Annotated in this window: 18 protein-coding genes; 9 read left to right on the top strand and 9 right to left on the bottom strand. The window is 73.8% G+C overall.

Going from position 1 to position 22,164, the window contains the following annotated elements; genetic code table 11:
- Window positions 1-146: 146 nt before the first annotated feature.
- From ACFW01_RS32535 to ACFW01_RS32525, 3 genes are read right to left on the bottom strand one after another with little or no spacing between them, the layout of a single operon-like run.
- The gene (locus tag ACFW01_RS32535) at window positions 147-2,531 is read right to left on the bottom strand and encodes a molybdopterin cofactor-binding domain-containing protein (protein WP_234960963.1); all 2,385 of its coding nucleotides are present in this window, start codon (window positions 2,529-2,531) and stop codon (window positions 147-149) included.
- A gap of 2 nt (window positions 2,532-2,533) precedes the next feature.
- A complete protein-coding gene (locus tag ACFW01_RS32530; protein ID WP_234960962.1) occupies window positions 2,534-3,130 on the bottom strand; it encodes a (2Fe-2S)-binding protein in 597 nt (198 codons plus the stop codon).
- Window positions 3,130-4,020 (bottom strand): xanthine dehydrogenase family protein subunit M, encoded by an 891-nt coding sequence (locus ACFW01_RS32525; RefSeq protein ID WP_234960961.1) that lies wholly within the window; start codon window positions 4,018-4,020, stop codon window positions 3,130-3,132. Before ACFW01_RS32525 ends, ACFW01_RS32530 begins: the two co-directional genes overlap by 1 nt.
- A gap of 287 nt (window positions 4,021-4,307) precedes the next feature.
- On the opposite strand from ACFW01_RS32525, the gene ACFW01_RS32520 reads away from it, so the two are divergent.
- A complete protein-coding gene (locus tag ACFW01_RS32520) occupies window positions 4,308-5,990 on the top strand; it encodes a PucR family transcriptional regulator ligand-binding domain-containing protein (RefSeq protein ID WP_234960960.1) in 1,683 nt (560 codons plus the stop codon).
- Between the two features lie 162 nt (window positions 5,991-6,152).
- Window positions 6,153-6,941, top strand: a complete 789-nt coding sequence (locus ACFW01_RS32515; protein ID WP_384509662.1) for a hypothetical protein — start codon at window positions 6,153-6,155, stop codon at window positions 6,939-6,941.
- 693 nt (window positions 6,942-7,634) lie between these two features.
- Here the strand turns inward: ACFW01_RS32515 and ACFW01_RS32510 are convergent.
- Window positions 7,635-8,012, bottom strand: a complete 378-nt coding sequence (locus ACFW01_RS32510) for an ArsR/SmtB family transcription factor (protein ID WP_384509659.1) — start codon at window positions 8,010-8,012, stop codon at window positions 7,635-7,637.
- 112 nt (window positions 8,013-8,124) lie between these two features.
- On the opposite strand from ACFW01_RS32510, the gene ACFW01_RS32505 reads away from it, so the two are divergent.
- A complete protein-coding gene (locus ACFW01_RS32505) occupies window positions 8,125-9,387 on the top strand; it encodes an MFS transporter (RefSeq protein ID WP_384509656.1) in 1,263 nt (420 codons plus the stop codon).
- 469 nt (window positions 9,388-9,856) lie between these two features.
- Here ACFW01_RS32505 and ACFW01_RS32500 read toward each other — a convergent pair whose 3' ends face one another.
- Window positions 9,857-10,189: a TraR/DksA C4-type zinc finger protein gene (locus tag ACFW01_RS32500; protein WP_384509653.1), complete on the bottom strand. Its 333-nt coding sequence runs from the start codon at window positions 10,187-10,189 to the stop codon at window positions 9,857-9,859.
- A gap of 330 nt (window positions 10,190-10,519) precedes the next feature.
- Here ACFW01_RS32500 and ACFW01_RS32495 point away from each other — a divergent pair, with 330 nt between their 5' ends.
- From ACFW01_RS32495 to secD, 4 genes are all read left to right on the top strand, one after another.
- Window positions 10,520-11,473 (top strand): sensor histidine kinase, encoded by a 954-nt coding sequence (locus ACFW01_RS32495; RefSeq protein ID WP_234960956.1) that lies wholly within the window; start codon window positions 10,520-10,522, stop codon window positions 11,471-11,473.
- Window positions 11,474-11,475: 2 nt separating this feature from the next.
- Window positions 11,476-12,132, top strand: coding sequence for a response regulator (locus tag ACFW01_RS32490; RefSeq protein ID WP_384509649.1), 657 nt, complete (start codon window positions 11,476-11,478; stop codon window positions 12,130-12,132).
- A gap of 58 nt (window positions 12,133-12,190) precedes the next feature.
- The gene (locus ACFW01_RS32485; protein ID WP_384509645.1) at window positions 12,191-12,577 is read left to right on the top strand and encodes a hypothetical protein; all 387 of its coding nucleotides are present in this window, start codon (window positions 12,191-12,193) and stop codon (window positions 12,575-12,577) included.
- A gap of 83 nt (window positions 12,578-12,660) precedes the next feature.
- Window positions 12,661-15,000 carry a protein translocase subunit SecD gene (gene secD / locus ACFW01_RS32480; RefSeq protein WP_384509642.1) on the top strand — a complete coding sequence of 780 codons (2,340 nt, stop codon included), beginning with the start codon at window positions 12,661-12,663 and terminating at the stop codon, window positions 14,998-15,000.
- A gap of 33 nt (window positions 15,001-15,033) precedes the next feature.
- Here the strand turns inward: secD and ACFW01_RS32475 are convergent, their stop codons facing one another.
- Entirely contained in the window at window positions 15,034-15,852 is an 819-nt protein-coding gene (locus tag ACFW01_RS32475; RefSeq protein ID WP_234960953.1) for a GntR family transcriptional regulator, read from the bottom strand.
- 168 nt (window positions 15,853-16,020) lie between these two features.
- Between ACFW01_RS32475 and ACFW01_RS32470 the strand changes: the two genes are divergently transcribed.
- Both ACFW01_RS32470 and ACFW01_RS32465 read left to right on the top strand, forming a co-directional pair.
- The gene (locus tag ACFW01_RS32470) at window positions 16,021-16,866 is read left to right on the top strand and encodes a (2Fe-2S)-binding protein (RefSeq protein WP_384509639.1); all 846 of its coding nucleotides are present in this window, start codon (window positions 16,021-16,023) and stop codon (window positions 16,864-16,866) included.
- Between the two features lie 280 nt (window positions 16,867-17,146).
- Entirely contained in the window at window positions 17,147-18,196 is a 1,050-nt protein-coding gene (locus ACFW01_RS32465; protein WP_234960951.1) for a DUF2637 domain-containing protein, read from the top strand.
- A 50-nt stretch (window positions 18,197-18,246) separates the two neighbouring features.
- On the opposite strand, the gene ACFW01_RS32460 is transcribed toward ACFW01_RS32465, so the two are convergent.
- From ACFW01_RS32460 to ACFW01_RS32450, 3 genes are all read right to left on the bottom strand, one after another.
- Window positions 18,247-18,645, bottom strand: coding sequence for an ATP-binding protein (locus ACFW01_RS32460; protein ID WP_234960950.1), 399 nt, complete (start codon window positions 18,643-18,645; stop codon window positions 18,247-18,249).
- Between the two features lie 134 nt (window positions 18,646-18,779).
- Window positions 18,780-20,522: a pyruvate dehydrogenase gene (locus ACFW01_RS32455; protein ID WP_384509635.1), complete on the bottom strand. Its 1,743-nt coding sequence runs from the start codon at window positions 20,520-20,522 to the stop codon at window positions 18,780-18,782.
- A gap of 28 nt (window positions 20,523-20,550) precedes the next feature.
- Window positions 20,551-21,582 carry a protein phosphatase 2C domain-containing protein gene (locus ACFW01_RS32450; RefSeq protein WP_384509632.1) on the bottom strand — a complete coding sequence of 344 codons (1,032 nt, stop codon included), beginning with the start codon at window positions 21,580-21,582 and terminating at the stop codon, window positions 20,551-20,553.
- Window positions 21,583-22,164 lie beyond the last annotated feature (582 nt).

Raw genomic sequence — 22,164 nt, 5'->3', positions numbered from 1 at the left:
ATTTGGGATGTGCACGACCCGGGGGACGGCCCGAGACGAACGCATGTGGGTTGGTACTTCGAGGCCCGCGAGCGGGACGGGACCCGGTCGGTGCTCCGGGCGGCGCGGAGTGTGTGACGTTCCAGTACGCCGCCCGGAGGTTCAACTCACGCCGTGCCGGTGAGGTGTTCCGGCCGTACCGGCGTGCGGTCGAGCGCCAGCCCCGTCGCGTTCCGGATGGCCGCGAGGACCGCCGGGGTGGACGACAGGGTGGGGGCCTCGCCGATGCCGCGCAGCCCGTACGGCGCGTGGTCGTCGGCGAGTTCGAGCACGTCGACCGGGATCGTCGGCGTGTCGAGGATGGTGGGGAGCAGGTAGTCCGTGAAGGAGGGGTTCCTGACCTTCGCCGTCTTGGGGTCGACGACGATCTCCTCCATGATGGCGATGCCCAGCCCCTGGGTGGTGCCGCCCTGGATCTGACCGATGACGGACAGCGGGTTGAGCGCCTTGCCGACGTCCTGCGCGCAGGCCAGTTCGATGACCTTCACCAGGCCTAGCTCGGTGTCGACCTCGACGACGGCGCGGTGCGCGGCGAAGGAGTACTGGACGTGGCCGTTGCCCTGACCGGTGCGCAGGTCGAACGCCTCGGTGGGCCGGTGCCGCCACTCCTCCTCGACCTCGACGGTCTCCCCCTCCAGGACGTCGACCAGGTTGCCGAGGACCTCGCCGCCGTCGGTGACGACCTTGCCGCCCTCCAGCAGGAGTTCGGCGGTGGCCCAGGCGGGGTGGTAGGAGCCGAACTTGCGGCGCCCGATCTCCAGGACCTTCTCGCGCACCAGCTCGCAGGCGTTCTTCACGGCGCCGCCGGTGACGTACGTCTGCCGGGAGGCCGAGGTGGAGCCGGCCGAGCCGACCTGGGTGTCGGCCGGGTGGATGGTGACCTGGGTGACGCCCAGCTCGGTGCGGGCGATCTGCGCGTGGACGGTGACGCCGCCCTGGCCGACCTCCGCCATGGCGGTGTGCACGGTGGCCACCGGCTCGCCGCCGATGACCTCCATGCGGACCTTGGCGGTGGAGTAGTCGTCGAAGCCCTCGGAGAAGCCGACGTTCTTGATGCCGACCGCGTAGCCGACGCCGCGGACGACGCCCTCGCCGTGCGTGGTGTTGGACAGACCGCCGGGCAGCTGCCGTACGTCGGAGCCCTCGCTGGACTCCCACTGGCGCTCCGGCGGCATCGGCATCGCCTTGACGCGGCGCAGCAGTTCGGCGACCGGCGCCGGGGAGTCGACCGGCTGGCCGGTGGGCATGATGGTGCCCTGCTCCATGGCGTTGATCCGGCGGAACTCCACCGGGTCCATGCCGAGTTCCTTGGCGACCTTGTCCATCTGCGCCTCGTAGGCGAAGCACGCCTGGACCGCGCCGAAGCCGCGCATGGCGCCGCAGGGCGGGTTGTTGGAGTAGAGGGCGATGGCCTCGATGTCCACGTCGTCGATCACGTAGGGCCCGACGGCGAGCGAGGAGGCGTTGCCGACGACCGCCGGGGAGGCGGAGGCGTAGGCGCCGCCGTCCAGGACGATCCGGCACTTGAGGTGGGTGAGCTTGCCGTCCTTGGTGGCGCCGTGCTCGTAGAAGAGGCGGGCCGGGTGGCGGTGCACGTGGCCGAAGAAGGACTCGAAGCGGTTGTAGACGATCTTGACCGGCTTGCCGGTGCGCATCGCCAGCAGGCAGGCGTGGATCTGCATCGACAGGTCCTCGCGCCCGCCGAAGGCGCCGCCGACGCCGGACAGCGTCATGCGGACCTTGTCCTCGGGCAGGCCGAGCACCGGGGCGATCTGCTTGAGGTCGGAGTGCAGCCACTGGGTGGCGACGTACAGCTCGACGCCGCCGTCCTCGGACGGCACCGCGAGGCCGGACTCGGGGCCGAGGAAGGCCTGGTCCTGCATGCCGAAGTAGTACTCGCCCTTGACGATCACGTCGGCGCGCGCGGCGGCCGCGTCGGCGTCGCCGCGGACGATCGGCTGGCGGTGCACGATGTTGGGGTGCGGGACGTGGCCGATGTGGTGGTCGTCGCGGCCCTCGTGGACGAGGATCGCGTCGGGCGCCGTCGCGGAGGCCTCGTCGGTGATGACGGGCAGTTCCCGGTACTCCACCTTGATCTTGGCGGCGGCGCGGCGCGCGGTCTCCGGGTGGTCGGCGGCGACGATGGCGACCGGCTCGCCGTGGTGGCGGACCTTGCCGTGGGCGAGGACGGGGGTGTCCTGGATCTCCAGGCCGTAGTTGCGTACCTCGGTGGGCAGGTCGTCGTACGTCATGACGGCGTAGACGCCGGCCATCGCGAGGGCCTCGCCGGTGTCGATGGAGACGATCTCGGCGTGCGCGACGGTGGAGCGCAGGATCTGGCCCCAGAGCATGTCCTCGTGCCACATGTCGGACGAGTACGCGAACTCGCCGGTGACCTTGAGGGTGCCGTCCGGGCGGAGCGTGGACTCGCCGATGCCGCCCTTGGTCTGGGAACCCTGGGTGATTTTGGTGGGTGCGCCGGTGGCAGCCATGTTCAGACCCCCTCGGACTGACGGGCCGCGGCCAGGCGGACCGCGTCCATGATCTTCTCGTAGCCCGTGCAGCGGCACAGGTTGCCCGACAGCGCCTCACGGATGTCCGCGTCGGACGGGTTCGGGTTGCGCTCCAGCATCTCGTCGGCGGCGACCAGCAGTCCGGGCGTGCAGAAGCCGCACTGGACGGCGCCGGCGTCGATGAACGCCTGCTGGATCGGGGCCAGTTCGGTGCCCTCGCCGGTCTGGGAGTCGGTGCCGCCGGCCTGCCAGCGCTTGGCCTGGTCGAGGGTGGTCCCCTTGCCGGCCTCGCTTCCGCAGGCGCCGGTGGCGCAGCCCTCGGCGCGGTCCTTGGCGAACTCCGCGAGGCCCTCGACGGTGACGATCTCGCGGCCCTGCGCCTGTCCGGCCGCGACCAGGCAGGAGCAGACCGGCACGCCGTCCAGGCGGACCGTGCAGGAGCCGCACTCGCCCTGCTCGCAGGCGTTCTTGGAGCCGGGCAGGCCCATCCGCTCGCGCAGCACGTACAGCAGGGACTCGCCCTCCCACACGTCGTCGGCTTCCTGCGGACGTCCGTTGACAGTGAAGTTGACGCGCATTACGCAGCTCCCTCCGTGGCGGTGCGGGTGCCGCGGTACGACTCCCAGGTCCAGGTCAGCGTCCGGCGGGCCATGACGCCGACGGCGTGGCGGCGGTAGTTCGCGGTGCCGCGGACGTCGTCGATCGGGTTGCAGGCGCCGGAGCACAGCTCGGCGAACTGCTTGGCGACCGACGGGGTGATGATCTTTCCGCTGTCCCAGAAGCCGCCCTCTTCGAGCGCCGCGTTCAGGAACTCCTCGGCCGCCTTGGCCCGCACGGGGGTGGGGGCGGCCGAGCCGATGCCGGTGCGCACGGTGCGGGTCTCGGGGTGCAGGGCGAGGCCGAAGGCGCACACGGCGATGACCATGGCGTTGCGGGTGCCGACCTTCGAGAACTGCTGGGGTCCGTCGGCCTTCTTCACGTGCACGGCACGGATCAGCTCGTCGGGCTCCAGGGCGTTGCGCTTGACGCCCGTGTAGAACTGGTCGATCGGGATCAGGCGCCTGCCGCGCACCGACTCGGCCTCGACCTCGGCGCCGGCGGCGAGCAGCGCCGGGTGGGCGTCGCCGGCCGGGGAGGCGGTGCCGAGGTTCCCGCCCACGCCGCCGCGGTTACGGATCTGCGGGGAGGCGACCGTGTGCGAGGCGAGGGCGAGACCCGGCAGCTCGGCGCGCAGGTCCTCCATGATCCTGGTGTAGGGCACGGAGGCGCCGAGCCGTACGGAGTCCTCGCCGACCTCCCACTCGAAGAGGTCGCCGATGCGGTTGAGGTCCATGAGGTACTCGGGCCGGCGGTGGTCGAAGTTGATCTCGACCATCACGTCGGTGCCACCCGCGATCGGCACAGCGGTGGGGTGCTCGGCCTTGGCGGCGAGCGCCTCCTCCCAGCTGGCGGGGCGAAGGAAGTCCATGACCGGCTCTCTTCTTCGTCTACTTGTGGGGCGTACAGATTGAGCCAATCCGTGTGCGGCGGGCCCGGCTCGTTCATGTGCTGTTCACGTGGATTGGGCTCAGTACACCGCCCTGTGCTCCACCGGGGTCAGTCGCAGAAACCATGAAGGAGTTGGCTGGCCAGGGCAGGCATCTTGTAGATTCGTATGAAAGGAGGTCCTCAGTAACCTCCTCGTTTTCCTCCGGAAACGCGCGCCACAGCCGCGTGACCTGGAACACTTCGAGACAAAGATCGGCGGCGACGAGAATGCGGCTGCGCGCACTGCTGGACACCGACGCGCTGGGCCTCAAGCTGCTCGGCGGCGAGGACGAGCTGGACCGATCGGTCCGCGGCGTGATGACCACCGACCTGCGGGACCCCAGCCGCTACCTCTCGGGCGGTGAACTGGTGCTCACCGGCCTGGCCTGGCGACGGGACGCCGACGATTCCGAGCCGTTCGTGCGTCTCCTGGTGCAGTCCGGCGTGAGCGCCCTGGCCGCCGGTGAGGCGGAGCTGGGGAGCGTGCCGGAGGACCTGGTGCTGGCCTGCGTGCGGCACCGGCTGCCGCTGTTCGCGGTGCACGAGTCGGTGGCCTTCGCGACCATCACCGAGCACGTCGTCCGGCAGGTGTCGGGCGAGCGGGCCGGCGACCTCGCGGCCGTGGTGGACCGGCACCGCCGGATGATGACCTCGGGACCCGCGGGCGGCGGCCCCGACGTGGTCCTCGACCTGCTCGGCTCCGACCTGGACCTGCGGGCCTGGGTGCTGTCGCCGACCGGGCGGCCGGTCGCGGGCTCGAAGGCGGCGGGCCCCGCGCTGCCCGCCGAGGTGTGCGCGCGGCTGGCCGCGGAGCACCTGGCGGCCACCCGCGCGGGGCGGCGCGCACCGCACCGGGTGCCGGTGGCGGGCAGCACGTACAGCGTCTTCCCGGTGCGGGCCGGCGCCCGCGCCCCGCAGGCGGTGGGGGTCTCCCGGGAGGTACGGGAGACGGTGCTGTCGGAGTGGCTCCTCGTGGTGGAGGCGGACGCCGGGGACTGGGCCGAGGAGCGGCTCGACCTGCTGTACGGGGTCACGCAGCTGATCGCGGTCGAGCGGGACCGCCGGGACGCGGCCCGCACGGTGCGGCGGCGGCTGGCGCAGGAGGTCCTGGAACTGGTGCAGACGGGCGCCGCGCCCGCCGAGATCGCGGCCCGGCTGCGGGTGGCGGCGCCGGTGCTGCTGCCCGGACTCGGCGCCGCCCCGCACTGGCAGGTCGTGGTGGCCCGCGTCGAGTGGGAGGACGGCGCGGCGGAGACCGGCCCGGTCGCCCAGTCACTGCTGGAGGAGATCCTCGTCGACCCGCACGCCACGGGCCCCGAGCACTCCGACCGCATCGCCGTGGCGCACACCGGTGACGAGGCCGTGGCCCTCGTACCGCTCCCGGCGGTCTCCACCGAGCACGACGGCTCCGAGACCGGCGTCCTCGCGGACGCGCTGCTGGAGTCCGTACGGGAACCGCTGTCCGCGGGGCTGGACGGGGACGGGCGGGTCACGCTCGGCGTCAGCGCGGCCGTGCACTCGGCGGAGGGGCTGCGCGGGGCGCTGGAGGAGGCCCGGCACGCGCGGCGGGTGGCCGCGGCGCGGCCCGGCCGGGTCTGCGCGGCGGGCCACCAGGAACTGGCCTCGCACGTGCTGCTGCTCCCCTTCGTCCCCGACGACGTCCGGCGCGCCTTCACCGCGCGGCTGCTCGACCCGCTGCGCGACTACGACCGCCGCCACCGCGCCGAGCTGATCCCGACGCTGGAGGCCTTCCTCGACAGCGACGGCTCCTGGACACGCTGCGCGAACCGGCTCCACCTGCACGTCAACACGCTGCGCTACCGCGTCGGCCGGATCGAGCAGTTGACGGGGCGTGACCTGTCGCGCCTGGAGGACAAGCTGGATTTCTTCCTCGCACTGCGGATGAGCTGAGGCGGCGGGCGCTTTCCGGCCCGCGACATCCCCAAACCTCGGGCGCGGGAAGTCCCACGACTTTGTGAAATCTTTCACCCATCCCCTTGGCCGGGCCGCCGGATCCATGCTGAGATGCGGCCACCACTCGAGAGCTCGATGGCGTGCTAAGGGGAGGGCGACGTGGCGCATTCCGCCATGGCTGGTTCTGGTTGGGGAACGACCGAGGGTGACGATCCGCTCCAGACCGCGGTGTGGCGGTTGCGCTCGCGCGCCTGCTGGGCCGACGCGGCGGCCCTGCTGGAGCCGGTCACCGCGGCCACCGCCCTGCAGCGGACCGCGCTGCTGGTGGAGCGGTGCCTGTACACCGAGCAGGGCTGGGCGGAGGCCGAGGACGCGCTGCGCACCGCGGAGGCGCTGGCCCACAGCGACGACGAGCGCGGGGCCGCCGCCTGTGAACGCGGGCAACTCGCCTACGCGGCCACCGTGCACCAGGTGCGCGACCGGGCCGACGAGGCGCGGGCCGCGCTGGGCCGGGCGGCGGCGCTGATCGCGCCGGGGGCCGGCGGGCGGGCGCTGCTGGACTTCCGGCGCGGACTGGTCGCGGAGAACCTGAGCCGCTCACCGCAGTCCGCCCGCGCGGCGTACCGGCGCGCGCACGCCGGGGCGACCGCGCACGGGCAACCGCTGCTGCTCTCCTTCACCTGGCGGCATCTGGCCGGACTCGCCCTGCGGGAGGGCGAGTTGGCCGAGGCGCGGCACGGCTTCGCCGAGTCCCTGCGGATCCGCGAGGAACTGGGGTACCTCGTCGGCACCGCGCCCGCGCTGGCGTCCCTCGCGGACGCGGAGACGGAACCGGAGGCGTCCCGGCTGCGGGACGAGGCCCGACGGCTGTTCCGACTGCTGGGCGGCGTACCGACCTGGCTGGCCCAGCACCTCACCCCGCCGGCCCCGGACGCGGCGACGGCCTGACGCCGGCGCGGGCGCCACGGGCGCCGGACCGCCCCCTCACCCGTCCGGGCACCCGTGCGCGGGCGGGGGCCCTCGCCACGGTCGGCGGGCATCCGGCCGCGCGGACGCCGGCCGCGCGGGCGGGGGCCCTCGCCACGATCGGCGGGCATCCGGCCGGGCGGACGCCGGCTCGGACGGATCGACGGGCATCCGGCCACGGGGACGCCGGCTCGGACGGATCGACGGGCATCCGGCCACGGGGACGCCGGCTCGGACGGATCGACGGGCATCCGGCCACGGGGACGCCGGTTCGACCGACTACGGCCGCGGCCGCCCGTGCGAACGTCGGCTCGGACGGATCGACGGGCATCCGGCCGCGCAGACGCCGGCTCAGACGGATCGACGGGCATCCGGCCACGGGGACGCCGGTTCGACCGACTACGGCCGCGGCCGCCCGTGCGAACGTCGGCTCGGACGGATCGACGGGTATCCGGCCGCGCGGACGCCGGCTCGGACGGCTACGGCCGCGGCCGCCCGTCCGGCGGCGTGCAGGCGCCCGCACAGCCCGCGCTCCCCACAGGTCGCGCTCCGCACAGCCGCCACGGACCCGCCACCTCGGACCCGCCATCTCCGGCCGCACCCGCGCGCCACGCCCGTCGGATCCGCCCGGACAGCCGACCCCGGACAGCCCACCCGGCCGCGCCGTCCGCTCCGTCAGTCCCGCGGACGCCAGGCCACGACCAGGTCGAGGAGTCCGGGAAAGCGGGCATTGAGGTCGGCGACGCGTACGTGGCTGCGGCGTTCCAGGCCGTACTGGCGCTGGCGGGTGACCCCGGCCTCGCGGAGCGCCTTGAAGTGGTGGGTCAGCGACGACTTCGGCCGGTCGAAGCCGAACCAGCCGCAGGTGTGGTCGAACTCCTCGGACTCGAGCAGAAGTCTGCGGACGATCGTCAGACGCAAGGGGTCACTGAGAGCACCGAGGACGATCTCCAGGCGCAGTTCCTCCACGGGCGGCTCCGGGAGAGGTGCGGGCAGGCCGGGCGGCTCGGGAAGCACTCTGACAGCCGGCGCGGGGGCCGTGGGCTCGGGCATAGGCAGGTCCTCATCACGCGATTCCTATGTACGACTTCAATCGTACTGCCTGCTAAGTTCGATTGAAGTCGTACTGCTGGTGAGCCGGCAGCAATGATCGGGAGGAACTGCCATGCCCAAGGCCCGAAGCACGTCCGTCCACGTCGCCGAGGGGAGGCGGGACGCAGACGGCGGGCAAGCCGGCGCGCGGCCCGGCGTGCCCCTGTGGTGGGTGTGGCTGGCCGCCTGGCCGGTCACCGCCGTCTTCGTCCTCTCCAACGCGGCGACTCCGCTGTACGTGCTGTGGCAGCGGGACATCGGGTTCTCCAAGGGCACCCTGACCGTGGTGTTCGCGTTCTACATCGTCGGGCTCATCGGCTCGCTGCTCGTCTCCGGTGTGGTGTCCGACCGGCTCGGCCGCAAGCCCGTCCTGCTGCCCGCGCTCGGGCTCGCCCTCGCCGCCTGCCTGGTCTTCGCGACCGCCGGCAGCGTGACCGCGCTGATCGTGGCCCGGCTGTTCACCGGCATCGCGGTGGGTGCCGTCGTCTCGGCGGGGATGGCCGCGGTCACCGATGTCGCCGGACCCGAGCGCAAGCGGATCGCCGCGCTGCTCGCGTCCTGCGCGATGGTCTTCGGTGCCGGCCTGGGCCCACTGGTCGCCGGAGTGCTCTCCGAGGTGGCACCCGCCCCGACCGTGACCGTCTTCGTCGTCGAGGCCGCACTCCTCGCCACGGCGGTGCTCGCGGTGCTGCGCATGCCGGTGCCCCGTCCCGAGGCGCGGGCCGGGGGCACCTGGGTGCGAGTTCCCGGCGTGCCGCGCGGCAACGGGCGTCAGCTCGCCCTGGGTATCGCGGTGTTCGCCCCCGGCATCACCGCCACGTCCTTCGTTCTCTCCCTCGGCCCCTCGCTCCTGTCCGGGCTGCTCGGCACCACCAGCCGGATCGTCGCCGGCGCCATGGCGTTCGTGATGTTCCTCGCGGCGACCGGCGTGCAGTTCGCCGTGCGGCGGCTGAGCCGGCGCACCATCCTCACGGCCGGCGTGGTGAGCACCACACTGAGCATGATCACGCTGATCGTGGCCGTGCAGAGTTCGACGGTGACCGTCCTCGTCCTGTCCGCGCTGCTGGCCGGTGCGGGACAGGGCATGGGCCAGCTCGGCGGCCTGTCGCTGCTCAACTCCAGCGTGCCGCCGCGGCGTCTGGCCGAGGCCAACGCCGCGCTCAACGTGGGCGGCTACATCCCCGCCGGCGCCCTGCCCGTCTCGGCCGGCTACCTCAGCGACGCGGTGGGACTGACGGACGGTGCCACGATCTTCGGTGTCGTCCTGCTGAGCCTCGCGGTCATCGGCGGCCTGGTCGTGCGCATGACCCGGCGCGAGGTGACCGACCCTGCCTGAGGGGCGTACCCGACTTCACTCATCTGCACACGGACCACACCGGCCTGGGGTCCTTTCCGGAACGGCGGAGTGGAGGTGGGAGCACCGTCGTGGGACGGATTCATGGTGCCGGTGTCGCGGGTCCCGGAATGGCCGTCCGGACCCGACGTGGATGTCGACGGCGTGATCAACGCCCGTATGACGCTGCTCGCGGAGCTGCGCGCTCCACGAACCTACTGCTTCGCCTTCCACTTCGGGGACCGGGCGTTCGGCCGGCTCACTCGTCACCGTCACGGCGGGCGCGGCCGGCGCCCGGTACCGGCGAGCGTCCTGCTGCCGCCTCCGGTCAGTTGCCCGGAGCGGCCCCACCTCCCGTCCTCGGCAAACCCATGACCACTACGGCCTCCATCGGGCGGGACACCCGACGGACCCGCGACCGACGGAACCCCCGGATCACCACGGTCGGAAACGGGCTTCCGGACGAGTACCGTCACCCGGCCCCTGCGGTTCGGCGCTGGCAGGCGACGCAGTACCGGGTGTACGGCAGGATCTCCAGGCGCTCCCCCGGGACGGGCTTGCCGCAGCCCCGGCAGGCGCCGTAGGTGCCCTCCTCGACCCGGGCGAAGGCTTCGTCGATCTCCTTGAGCACCCGCTCGATCGCGGCCTGCTGCGCGGCCATCAGCTGGTCGTCCGCCTGCCCGCTCTCGTCGAGGGCCCGGAGCTGGGTCATCCGGGTGGCGCGGGCGTGTTCGAGGCGCAGGCGCGCCTCGTCGGCGGTCGGCCGCTCGGGGCGGGGTTCGGTGCGGGGGGCGTCGAGCGACACGGTGCGTCCTTCTTTCTCGGAGTCTCCGAAGTCTTCGGAGCGTTCGGAGCTCTCGAAGTCTTCGGAGTGCGGGTACGGCGAGCGCCGGGCCGTTCGGACCCGGTCCGCCCCCACCATGGCCGGACCGCGGGGGGAAACCCATCGGGCGCGGAGCCCATTCCGGTGGGGACGCGGGGCCCACTCGGCGGCGTGCGCGGGCGGCCGGATGGGTGAGCGGCCGCCGGGAAATGAGGGTCGGACCCCATCGACCCGGGGACGGCGGACGGGGGAAGCTGGTCGCTTGCTCTGTCGCGGCCTGGGCCGCGGCGTCCCGGAAGGAGGCGTACCCCGGTGTCCCTGTTCTGGCGGATCTTCGGGCTCAACGCGGTGGTGCTGGGCTTCGCCACGGCACTGCTGCTGTGGGCCCCGGTGACCGTCTCCGTCCCGGTCCTGCTGACCGAGGCCGTCATCCTGGTGGGCGGCCTGGCCGTGATGCTGGTGGCCAACGGCGCCCTGCTGCGCTGGGGCCTGGCCCCGCTGGACCGGCTGACGAAGCTGATGACCACGGTGGACCTGCTCCGCCCCGGGCAGCGGCTGCCGGTCTCCGGCGGCGGCGAGGTGCCCGAGCTGATCCGCACCTTCAACGCGATGCTCGACCGGCTGGAGCACGAGCGGGCCACGAGCACCGCCCGGGTGCTGCTCGCCCAGGAGGCGGAGCGGCGGCGCATCGCCCAGGAGCTGCACGACGAGGTCGGGCAGAGCATGACCGCGATCCTGCTGGTCCTGGGGCGCGCGGCGGGCGACGCCCACGAGCCCCTGCGCGAGGAGCTGCGGCAGGCTCAGGAGATCACCCGGGAGAGCCTCGACGAGGTACGGCGCCTGGTGCGCCGGCTGCGGCCCGGCGTGCTGGACGACCTGGGCCTGATCAGCGCACTGTCCTCGCTGACGCACGACTTCGCCGCCCACACCGGTCTGCGGGTCGTGCGGCGCTTCGACGCGGATCTGCCCGCCCTGGACCCGGAGACCGAGCTGGTCCTCTACCGCGTGGCGCAGGAGAGCATGACCAACACCGCCCGGCACGCGGACGCCGGGCGGCTGGAGGTGGGCCTCTCCCCCGCCGACGGCGCGGTGACCCTCACCGTCGCCGACGACGGCCGCGGCATGGAGGCGGCGTGCGAGGGCGCCGGCATCCGCGGCATGCGCGAACGGGCCCTGCTGATCGGGGCCGACCTCGACATCACCTCGGCTCCGGAGGCCGGCACCCGGATCCGGCTCACCGCACCCGTCCCCAGGAAGCAGCCCTGACCATGTCCGACCCGAAGATCCGCATCCTGCTCGCCGACGACCACGCGCTGGTACGCCGCGGTGTGCGCCTCATCCTCGACCGGGAGCCGGACCTGGAGGTGGTCGCCGAGGCCGGGGACGGCGCGGAGGCCGTCGACATGGCGCGCGCCCACGACGCCGACCTCGCGGTCCTGGACATCGCGATGCCCCGCCTCACCGGCCTCCAGGCCGCCCGCGAGCTGTCCACGCTCCGGCCGGAGCTGCGCATCCTGATGCTCACGATGCACGACAACGAGCAGTACCTGTTCCAGGCGCTGAAGTCGGGGGCCTGCGGATACGTGCTCAAGTCGGTCGCCGACCGCGACCTGGTCGCCGCCTGCCGCGCCGCGATGCGCGACGAGCCCTTCCTGTACCCGGGCGCCGTGACCGCCCTGATCCGCAACTACCTGGACCGGGTCCGGCACGGCGAGGAGAGCGCCGACCACGTCGTCACCCCGCGCGAGGAGGAGGTCCTCAAGCTCGTCGCCGAGGGCCACTCCTCGAAGGAGATCGCCGAGATCCTCTTCATCAGCGTCAAGACCGTCCAGCGGCACCGGGCCAACCTGCTGCACAAGCTGGGCCTGCGCGACCGCCTGGACCTGACCCGGTACGCCATCCGCGCCGGTCTCATCGAACCCTGACCGGCCCCGGAGCCCGGGCTCCCCAGGCCCATCCACCCACAGCGAAAGAGGACGGTGCATGCGCCGGCGGCTCGCGACAGTGCTGACCGTCCTGCTCGGTGTCCTGCTGCCGCTGGTCCCCGCCTGGTCCACCGTCGGCGTCCACGTCGGTCCCGGTGGTCCGCTCGCGGCGGCCGCCGCCACGGCACTGCCGCACCCCGCCCCGGACCTGCACGCGGACGACGGGTGTACACCGGCCTGCGCCGTCCAGCCCCGGGCCCGGCACGACCTTCCGGGCGAGGGCCCGACGGCACCGGACCACCAGGCGACCGCCACCGCGGACGGCTCGGGCGCCGCCCCCGGAACACACACGCGGACCGTGGCAGCGCCGGGTCCGGTGCCGGTCTCCCCCGGCCGCAGGAGCCATGACAGCGGTCGGGCACCGCCTCTCTCCTCCGGCACATGAGGCACCTCGACCCCCGACCTTTTCCCTTCTTCCGCCGCGGCCGCGCTCGGCCGCCGCCGCGGCGTGCCCGCCGGAGGCCCGTGTTGAAACGCTCCCGTCCCCCTTCCCGCCCTCGTACGCGCGCGCGGTCCCGCTCCCTGAACGTCCGCGCGCTCGCCGCACTCGCCGTGCCGGCCGTGTCCGTGGCCATCGCCCTGACCCTGCCGGTCCGCCTCGGGCTCGACCTGCGCGGCGGCACCCAGATCGTGCTGGAGACCAAGTCCACCGAGACCACCGAGGCCGACCGGGAGGCCACCGACCGCACCGTGGAGGTGCTGCGCGGCCGCATCGACGCCCTCGGTGTCGCCGAGCCGGCCATCGTCCGCTCCGGCGAGAACCGCGTCGTCGTCGAGCTGCCGGGCGTCCAGGACCCGAAGCAGGCCGCCGGCGTGCTGGGCCGCACCGCACAGCTGACCGTCCACCCGGTGCTCGGCGCGGCGGAGAAGGCCGCGGAGGCCGGGGACGGCGAGCGGGTGGTGCCGGACGAGTCCGGGCAGTACCTGCGGCTGAAGGACGCCGCACTGACCGGGCAGGACGTCAAGGGCGCCGACGCCCGCTTCGACCAGCAGAGCGGAGCGGGCTGGCACGTCACCGTCGACTTCAAGGACGACGGCGGCGCCCGCTGGGCCCGGGTGACCGGCGAGGCGGCCTGCCACCCGGCCGGCGACGCGCAGCGCCGGGTCGCCATCGTGCTCGACAACAAGATCATCTCCTCACCGCAGGTCGACCCCTCCGTGGCCTGCGGGGCGGGCATCACCGGCGGCTCCACGCAGATCACCGGCTCCTTCGACGACGCGGAGGCCCGCGAACTGGCCCTGCTCGTCGAGGGCGGCGCCCTGCCCGTACCGGTCGAGACCGTCGAGCAGCGCACCATCGGCGCGACCCTGGGCGACGAGGCCATCTCGGCCGGCGCCCGGGCCGCCGTCATCGGAACCGCGCTGACCGCGCTGTTCGTCATCGTCGTCTACCGGCTCATGGGCGCCCTGGCGACCGTGGCCCTGCTCTGCTACGGCCTGATCTCCTACGCCGCCCTGGCCGCGGTCGGCGCGACCCTCACCCTGCCCGGCCTGGCCGGCTTCGTCCTGTCGATCGGCATGGCGGTGGACGCCAACGTCCTCGTCTTCGAACGGGCCCGCGAGGAACAGGCCGCCCGTGCCCGTCCGAGCACGCGGTCGGCGCTGACCGCCGGCTTCCGCGGCGCCTTCAGCGCGATCGCCGACTCCAACATCACCACGCTGATCGCCGCCGCCCTGCTGTTCTTCCTGGCCTCCGGCCCGGTGAAGGGCTTCGGCGTCACCCTCGGGATCGGTGTGCTGGCCTCCATGGTCAGCGCCCTGGTGATCACCCGCGTGCTGGCCGAGTTCGCCTCGGGCCGCCCGGCCGTCCTCCGCCACCCGCGCGTCACCGGCATCTCCTCCACCGGTCCGGTCCGCGACGTCCTGCTGCGCCGCGCCCCGTTCCTCATGCGCCGCCCGCGCCGCTGGCTGGCGGCCTCCCTGGTCGTCCTCGTGGCGGCGGGCTCCGGCATCCTGGTGCGCGGCCTGGACTTCGGCATCGAGTTCACCGGCGGCCGGCTCATCGAGTACTCCACCACCACCCCGGTCGATCCCGACCGGGCCCGGAGCGCCCTCGCCGACGCGGGCTTCCCACGCGCCGTCGTCCAGTCCTCCGGCGACGGCGACCTCACGGTGCGCACGGAGGAACTGACCGACGCCGAGACGGCGACCGTCACCCGGACCGTCGCCGATCTGGGCGGCGGGGCGGAGACGGTCCGTGACGAGCTGATCGGCCCGAGCCTCGGCGAGGAGCTGCGCCGGGACGCCCTGATCGCCCTCGGCCTGGCCCTGACCGCCCAGCTGGCCTACCTCGCGGCCCGGTTCCGCCTGCTGTTCGGCACGGCGGCGGTCGGCGCGCTCGCCCACGACGTGGTCGTCCTGGTGGGTGTGTTCGCCTGGCTGGGCAAGCCGGTGGACGGGGTGTTCCTGGCCGCACTGCTGACCGTGATCGGCTACTCGGTCAACGACTCGGTGGTCCTCTTCGACCGCGTCCGGGAACTGCTGGGCCGGGAGCGGAAGACACCGTTCGACCGGCTGACCAGCGACGCGATCCTGCAGACCCTCCCGCGCACGGTCAACACGGGCCTGGGCGCGGTCCTCGTCCTCGCCCCGCTGGCGGTCCTCGCCGACGGCTCGCTCACCGACTTCGCGCTCGCGCTGCTGATCGGCGTGGCGGTCGGCACGTACTCCTCGGTCTTCACCGCCTCTCCGCTCGCCATCGAGCTGCACGGCCGCGACGCGGGGTCCCGCTCCGGAAGGCCCGGCACAGCGCGGAAGAACGGCGGGCGCGTACCGGCCGGCCGCACGGAACGGCAGGAGGTCCCGTAACGGGCGGGGGAGTTCTCCCCCGGGGCGCCTCGCTCAGCGGGTCCCGGTGAAGTGCTCCCCCACCAGGGTCCGCACCAGCTCCTGGTCGTCGGCGATCAGCGCGTCCAGCAGGGCCGTGTGCTCGTGCGCGTCGGCGATCAGGTCGGCCCGGCCGCGGGCCGCGCGGATGCCGGCCGGCGGCCACTGGGCGCGGCGGTGCAGGTCGCCGGCGATGTGCACGAGCTGGTCGTTGCCGGCCAGCGCGAGCACCGCGCGGTGGAAGGCCCGGTCGGCCTCGGCGTAGGTGGCCGGGCAGCCGGCGGACGCGGCCCGGACGGCGGCCTCGGCGAGGGGGCGCAGCTGAGCCCAGCGCTCGGCGGGCACCGTGCGGGCCAGGCGCAGCCAGACCGGGACCTCGATCAGCGCCCGGACCTCGGCCAGCTCGGCCAGTTCGCGGTCGCCGCGCTCGACGACGCGGAAGCCCCGGTTGGGGACGACCTCGACGGCGCCCTCCAGGGCGAGCTGCTGCATGGCCTCCCGTACGGGGGTGGCCGAGACTCCGAACCGTTCGCCGAGCGCGGGCCCCGAGTAGACCTCGCCGGGCCGCAGCTCGCCGGTGACCAGCGCGGTGCGCAGGGCGTCGAGGATCTGCCCGCGTACGGAGGAGCGCTGGACGAGGGGGCGCGGGCGGGGCGGCGGGGGTTCGCCGTGGGTGTGCTCGCCGCGCGCGGTGGCGACCGGTTCCCCGGCGCCGCGCGTCCTGGCCCGGTCCACGTTCCCCGCCCGGTCCACGTCCGCGGACCGTGGCTGGGCCGGCACCCGCACCTGGGCGGCGGCCTCCGCCTCAGGGGCACCCTGCGCGCTGGGCCTCACGGGTCCTCCTGTGGGACGTGTCGGTACTTGGGGTCATTACGGCGGGTTGTCACCTGTCCGTCAAGCACCATAGGGGCAGGGGCCGTCAGTTCAAATCCCGAACATGTTGGGTAAGGTAAGGCTTACCTTTAAGCAGCCCGTTCTTCCGGTTCGGATCGGTGGTCCCGCATGCCTGTCGCCCGCACGGCCCTCACGGACGCCTACGCGCGCCTGTCGGCGGTCCTTCCGGGACTGGGCGTCACCGAGCTGGACGCCGGCGGCGAGGTCCCGCGGGGCGGCGGCTGGGTCGGCGGCGACGCGCTCGCCGCGGGCGGGGCGGAGCTGGCGGACTTCCTCGCCTGGGACGAGGCGCAGGTGCTGCGGGACTACGGGCAGCGGGCCCGCCCGGACGTGATCGCGAGCTTCGGACTGCACCGGTACGCGTGGCCCGCCTGTCTGCTGATCACCGTGCCGTGGTTCCTGCACCGCAGGGTGCCCCGCTACCCCGCGGCCCACGTCGCCTACGACCGCACCGCCGAGGGTCTCCCGCTGGGCCGCATGGCGGTGCGCGGCGCCGGCTTCGCCTGCCTGCCCGGGGACCCGGCCGCCGTACTGCCCGGCGCCCGGGTGGTCGCCGACGAGGAGGCGCTGCGCGCCGAGGTGCGGGCCTCGGTCGCCGAGCACCTGGAGCCGGTCCTGGCCGGATTCGGCCCCCGCATGCGGCGGCGCGGACGCGCCCTGTGGGGCATGGCGACCGACGAGGTCGTGGAGGGCCTCTGGTACGTCGCCCACCTGCTGGGCGAGCAGGAGCGGGCGCGGCACGAGCTGGAGCTGCTGCTGCCGGGCGCGACCAAGCCGTACGTCGGTGACGCGGCCTTCCGCGAGCTGAAGGGGCCGGACGGCGAACCGCTGCACACCCGGGACCGGGCGAGCTGCTGCATGTTCTACACCCTGCGCCCCGAGGACACCTGCGCCACCTGCCCGCGCACCTGCGACGCGGACCGGGTGAACAAGCTGCTCGCCACGGCGAGTTGAGCGGTACCCCGCGCCCTCCTCTCCAAGATCGTCGGCTAGGATCCCCGACGTCGATTCACAACTCCCCCACGCGTCGCGGCAGGTTTCCGCCGAACCACTCGTACGGGTAGTCTTATTCGAACTCAACTCCCGCCCCTCATGCGGCAGTTCGAGCAGAACGCCGCCCTGGGCACCCCCTCGCACTCCCTTGGCGGCCTCTTGCCCCGAAACCCTCTGAGGGCCGCTGGGTTTGGGCCACCATGGCGGGCGTTACGCCCTATCCCACTGCAAGGGACCCCAGATGAGATTGACCGACATATCGCTGAACTGGCTGCTTCCGGGCGCCGTGCTGCTCCTGGGCATGCTGGCGGCGGTGGCGGTGCTCGCGCGCGGCAAGCGTTCCCCGGGGAAGGACGCGGGCGCGGACGACTCGTGGGAGCGGATGGAGGAGCGGCGCAGGCGCAAGGAGGCCCTGTACGGCACCGTCTCCTACGTCCTGCTCTTCTGCTGTGCCGCGGTCGCCGCGGCGCTCTCCTTCCACGGTCTGGTCGGCTTCGGCGAGCAGAACCTCGGCCTGAGCGGCGGCTGGCAGTACCTGGTCCCGTTCGGCCTCGACGGGGCGGCGATGTTCTGCTCCGTACTCGCGGTGCGCGAGGCCAGCCACGGTGACGCGGCACTCGGCTCGCGCATACTCGTGTGGACCTTCGCTTTCGCCGCGGCCTGGTTCAACTGGGTGCACGCGCCCCGCGGCCTCGGCCACGCGGGGGCCCCGCACTTCTTCGCGGGCATGTCCCTGTCGGCGGCCGTGCTGTTCGACCGGGCCCTCAAGCAGACCCGCCGGGCCGCGCTGCGCGAGCAGGGCCTGGTGCCGCGTCCGCTGCCGCAGATCCGCATGGTGCGCTGGCTGCGGGCGCCCCGGGAGACGTACCGCGCCTGGTCGCTGATGCTCCTCGAGGGCGTGCGCAGCCTCGACGAGGCGGTCGAGGAGGTGCGCGACGACCGGCGCCAGAAGGAGGAGGCCAAGCAGCGGCGGCGCGAGCAGGAGCGCCTGGAGCGCGCCCGGCTCAAGGCGATCAGCCGGGGCCACGGCCACCGGGGCTTCCCCGGCCGCGGCGGCCGTCAGGTCGAGGTCGAGGTGCAGCAGGTGGAGCGGGGCACCGAGCGCGCCACCGCGGAGCCTGCGATATCGGCTCCGGAGCTGCCGGTGCGCCAGCGCCCCTCCCTCCAGCCGGTGCGGGGCGGGACCGAGCAGGTCACCGTCGACCTCACCGCGGAGGACGACACCCAGGCCCTGCCGCGCCTGGACTCCCTGGAGCGCAAGCTCAAGGACCTGGAGCAGCAGTTCGGCTGACGGACCGCACACCGACGTGAGGCCGCCTGGGGCGCCGGTTCGCCGGCGCCTCAGGCGGCTTCGGCGTCCAGTTCGAACCAGACCGACTTGCCCACCTCGCAGGGCCGTACGCCCCAGTCGTCGGCCAGGGACCGCACCAGGACCAGGCCTCTGCCGTTGGTGCTCTCCTCCGGGTCCGGGGTGCGCGGCCGAGGCGGCCGGCCGACGTAGTCCCGCACCTCGACCCGCAGCGCGCGCGGGCCGACCGTGGCGGTCAGGACGGCGCCCTCGCCGGTGTGGACCAGCGCGTTGGTGACCAGCTCGCTGGTGAGCAGTTCGGCGATCTCCGACTGGCCGGGCCCGCCCCAGTGCCGCAGCAGCTCGCGCAGGGCCCGCCGGGCCTCGGGCACCGCCCGCAGGTCCGCCCGGCCGAGCCGTCGCCTGAGGTCCGGCGCCGCCCGCTTCCTCATGTCCCCCGTCGGCGTGCTGATGTCGTCTCCCCCTTCTGGTCGAGCATGTTCACGGTCGAACATCTTCACGGGGGAAGCCTTGCCCGTTCGGGCGCCCGGCAGTCATACCGATTGACGGCGGCCGCCACGTCCGGTCACGGCCGCGGTACGTTGCGCAGGTTCGAGCGGGCCATCTGGAGCATGCGCCCGACCCCGCCGTCCAGGACGATCTTGGAGGCGGACAGGGCGAAGCCGGTGACCATGTCGGCGCTGATCTTCGGCGGGATGGACAGCGCGTTGGGGTCGGTGACGACGTCGACGAGGGCCGGGCCCTTGTGCTTGAACGCGGCCTTCAGCGCCCCCGCCAGATCCTTGGGCTTCTCCACCCGCGCCCCGAAGGCGCCGCACGCCTCGGCGACCGCGGCGAAGTCCGGGTTCCGGTTCGCCACGCCGTGCGAGGGCAGGCCCGCGACCAGCATCTCCAACTCCACCATGCCGAGCGAGGAGTTGTCGAAGAGGACGACCTTCACCGGCAGATCGTGCTGGACGAGGGTGAGGAAGTCGCCCATGAGCATGGTGAACCCGCCGTCGCCGGACATCGAGACGACCTGCCGGCGCCGGTCGGTGAACTGGGCGCCGATCGCCATCGGCAGCGCGTTCGCCATCGAGCCGTGCGAGAACGAACCGATGATGCGGCGCCGCCCGTTGGGCGAGATGTAGCGGGCGGCCCAGACGTTGCACATCCCGGTGTCCACCGTGAAGACCGCGTCGTCGTCGGCCAGGTCGTCCAGCACGGCGGCCACGTACTCGGGGTGGATCGGGACGTGTTTGTCGACCTTGCGGGTGTACGCCTTGACGACGCCCTCCAGCGCGTCCGCGTGCTTCTTGAGCATCCGGTCGAGGAAGCGCCGGTCGTGCTTCTCCCGCACCCGCGGGATCAGACAGCGCAGGGTCTCCCGGGCGTCGCCCCACACCGCGAGGTCCAGCTTGGAACGCCGGCCCAGGTGCTCGGGCCGCACGTCGATCTGCGCGATCCGCACGTCGTCGGGCAGGAAGGCGTTGTACGGGAAGTCGGTGCCGACGAGGATCAGCAGGTCGCACTCGTGGGTGGCCTCGTAGGCCGCGCCGTAGCCGAGCAGTCCGCTCATGCCGACGTCGTACGGGTTGTCGTACTGGATCCACTCCTTGCCGCGCAGGGCGTGCCCCACCGGCGACTTGATCTTCTCTGCGAACTCCATCACCTCGGCGTGCGCGCCCGCCGTGCCGCTGCCGCAGAACAGGGTGACCCTGTCGGCGTCGTCGATCATCCGCGCCAGGCGGTCGATCTCCTCGTCGCCGGGGCGGACGGTGGGCCGGGAGGTGACCAGGGCGCTCTCGGCGGCCTCCTTGGGGGCGGGCTCGTCCGCGATGTCGCCGGGCAGCGAGACGACGCTGACGCCGCCCTGGCCGACGGCGTGCTGGATGGCGGTCTGCAGCAGCCTCGGCATCTGCTTCGGGCTGGAGATCAGCTCGCTGTAGTGGCTGCACTCGCGGAACAGCTGGTCGGGGTGGGTCTCCTGGAAGAAGCCCAGGCCGATCTCGCTGGACGGGATCTGCGAGGCCAGGGCGAGAACGGGCGCCATGGAGCGGTGGGCGTCGTAGAGCCCGTTGATGAGGTGGAGGTTGCCGGGGCCGCAGGAACCGGCGCACGCGGCCAGCTTCCCGGTGATCTGGGCCTCCGCGCCGGCGGCGAAGGCGGCGGTCTCCTCGTGCCGGACGTGCACCCAGTCGATGCCCTTGTGCCGGCGCACGGCGTCCACGACCGGGTTCAGGCTGTCGCCGACGACTCCGTAGAGGCGTTCGACCCCGGCGCGGGTCAGGATGTCGACGAACTGTTCCGCGACGTTCTGTTTGGCCATGGCTCTACGTATGGCACAGCGAGCGGCCTCACGCCTCCCAAACGGCGGCCGCCGTACGGTCGTCCGCGTACCCCTTGACCCGCACTCCGGTGTCGGCGAGGAACTCCCCGAGTCCGGGCGGGGTGCGGCCCGTCCACCGCCGGGCGAGGAGCCCGCCCAGCTCGGGCTCGGTCAGCATGGGCTCGGCCAGGCCCGTGGTACACATCAGCAGCACATCACCCGGGCGGGCTACGGAGGCCCGGAAGCGGAACGGCCGGCGGGGCGGTTCGTCGGGGTGCGGCACGCCGTACGGGCCCGGGGGCGCGGTGACGCCGAGGTCCATGGTGAGCCGGTCGCCGTCGGGCGTCTCGCTCGGCCGGTCGGCGGGCGTGCCCCTGGGCAGCGAGCCGAAGCCGAGGACGGGCTCACCGGTGACGTCGCCCGCGGTCGGCTCCATGTCCCGCCAGGTGCCGTCGCGCAGCCTCAGCAGTCCGCCGGGGCCGACGCCGAAGAACACCCTGGTGCGGCAGGCGGGGTCGGCGGGGAGTATCAGGCAGCGCAGGGAGGCGGCGTACTCCTGCGGGGACAGGCCCTGTTCGGCGGCGCCCGCGCGGAGCCGGCCGAGGCTGCGGTCGGTGAGGCGGTGCAGGCCGGACTTGAGGTCGCCGCGCCGGGCGGCCCGCAGGTCCTCTGCGAGCCGGGCGTGGCTGCGGCCCACGGCGGCTCCGATCCACCGGCAGACCTCGGCCGCCGCGCGGTGCGCCCCGGCGGTCGCACGGGTGCCGGTGGCCATCGCCACCAGGACCAGCGCGTGCTCGCCCGCGCCGAACCGGGCGACGAGCAGCGCGTCGCGCCGCGGCTCGCCCCGGTACCGGGCGGAGTCGCCGCGCACCGAGGCGGCCCGCAGGGTGCATGTCCCGTACCGGGCACCGTCCAGCACGGTGTCCGGCACCAGGTCGTCGAGCCCGTCGGGGTCGGCGGCCGGCAGGGCGGTGGGCTCGGGGTCGTAGGTGGGCGGCCCGGACCCGACGAAGTCCCGCGCGGGTCCGGCGCCCGGTTCCGGCAGCGGCCTCGGCGCCACCGAGGGAAGGAACGGCGGCGGCAACGGCGGCAGCCCCACCTCCGGCGGCTCCCGGAGATCCGCGGGCCCACTCCCGGAGGCGGTACGCCCACGCGGCTGCGCGGGCGCCGCGCCGGGTGCCGAGGGTGGCGATGGGGGCGGGGACGGCTCGGGCTGCGCGGGCGCCCCGCCGGGTGGCGATGGGGGCGGGGACGGCTCGGGCTGCGGGGACGACGGAGCCGGGGACTGCCGGGGCGGCTCGGGCTGCGGGGAGGCGGAGGGCAGGGGCTGCCAGGGCGGTGCGGGTTGCGGGCGCGCGGGGGACGACGTGTCGGGGCGCGGTGGGGCCGGGGGCCGCGAGTCGCCCGGGGGCGGCGCCGATCGTGGTGGGGCCGGGGGCCGCGAATCCCCCGGGGGCGGCGCCGATCGTGGTGGGGCCGGGAGCCGCGAATCCCCCGGGGGCGGCGCCGATCGTGGTGGGGCCGGGAGCCGCGAATCCCCCGAAGACGGCGCCGATCGTGGTGGGGCCGGGAGCCGCGAATCCCCCGAAGACGGCGCCGATCGTGGTGGGGCCGGGAGCCGCGAATCCCCCGAAGACGGCGC

This window comes from Streptomyces sp. NPDC058985 (assembly GCF_042740985.1).
Lineage (GTDB): Bacteria > Actinomycetota > Actinomycetes > Streptomycetales > Streptomycetaceae > Streptomyces.
The sequence above is the reverse complement of the archived record's forward strand: the minus strand, read 5'-3'. Positions and strand labels throughout refer to the sequence as shown.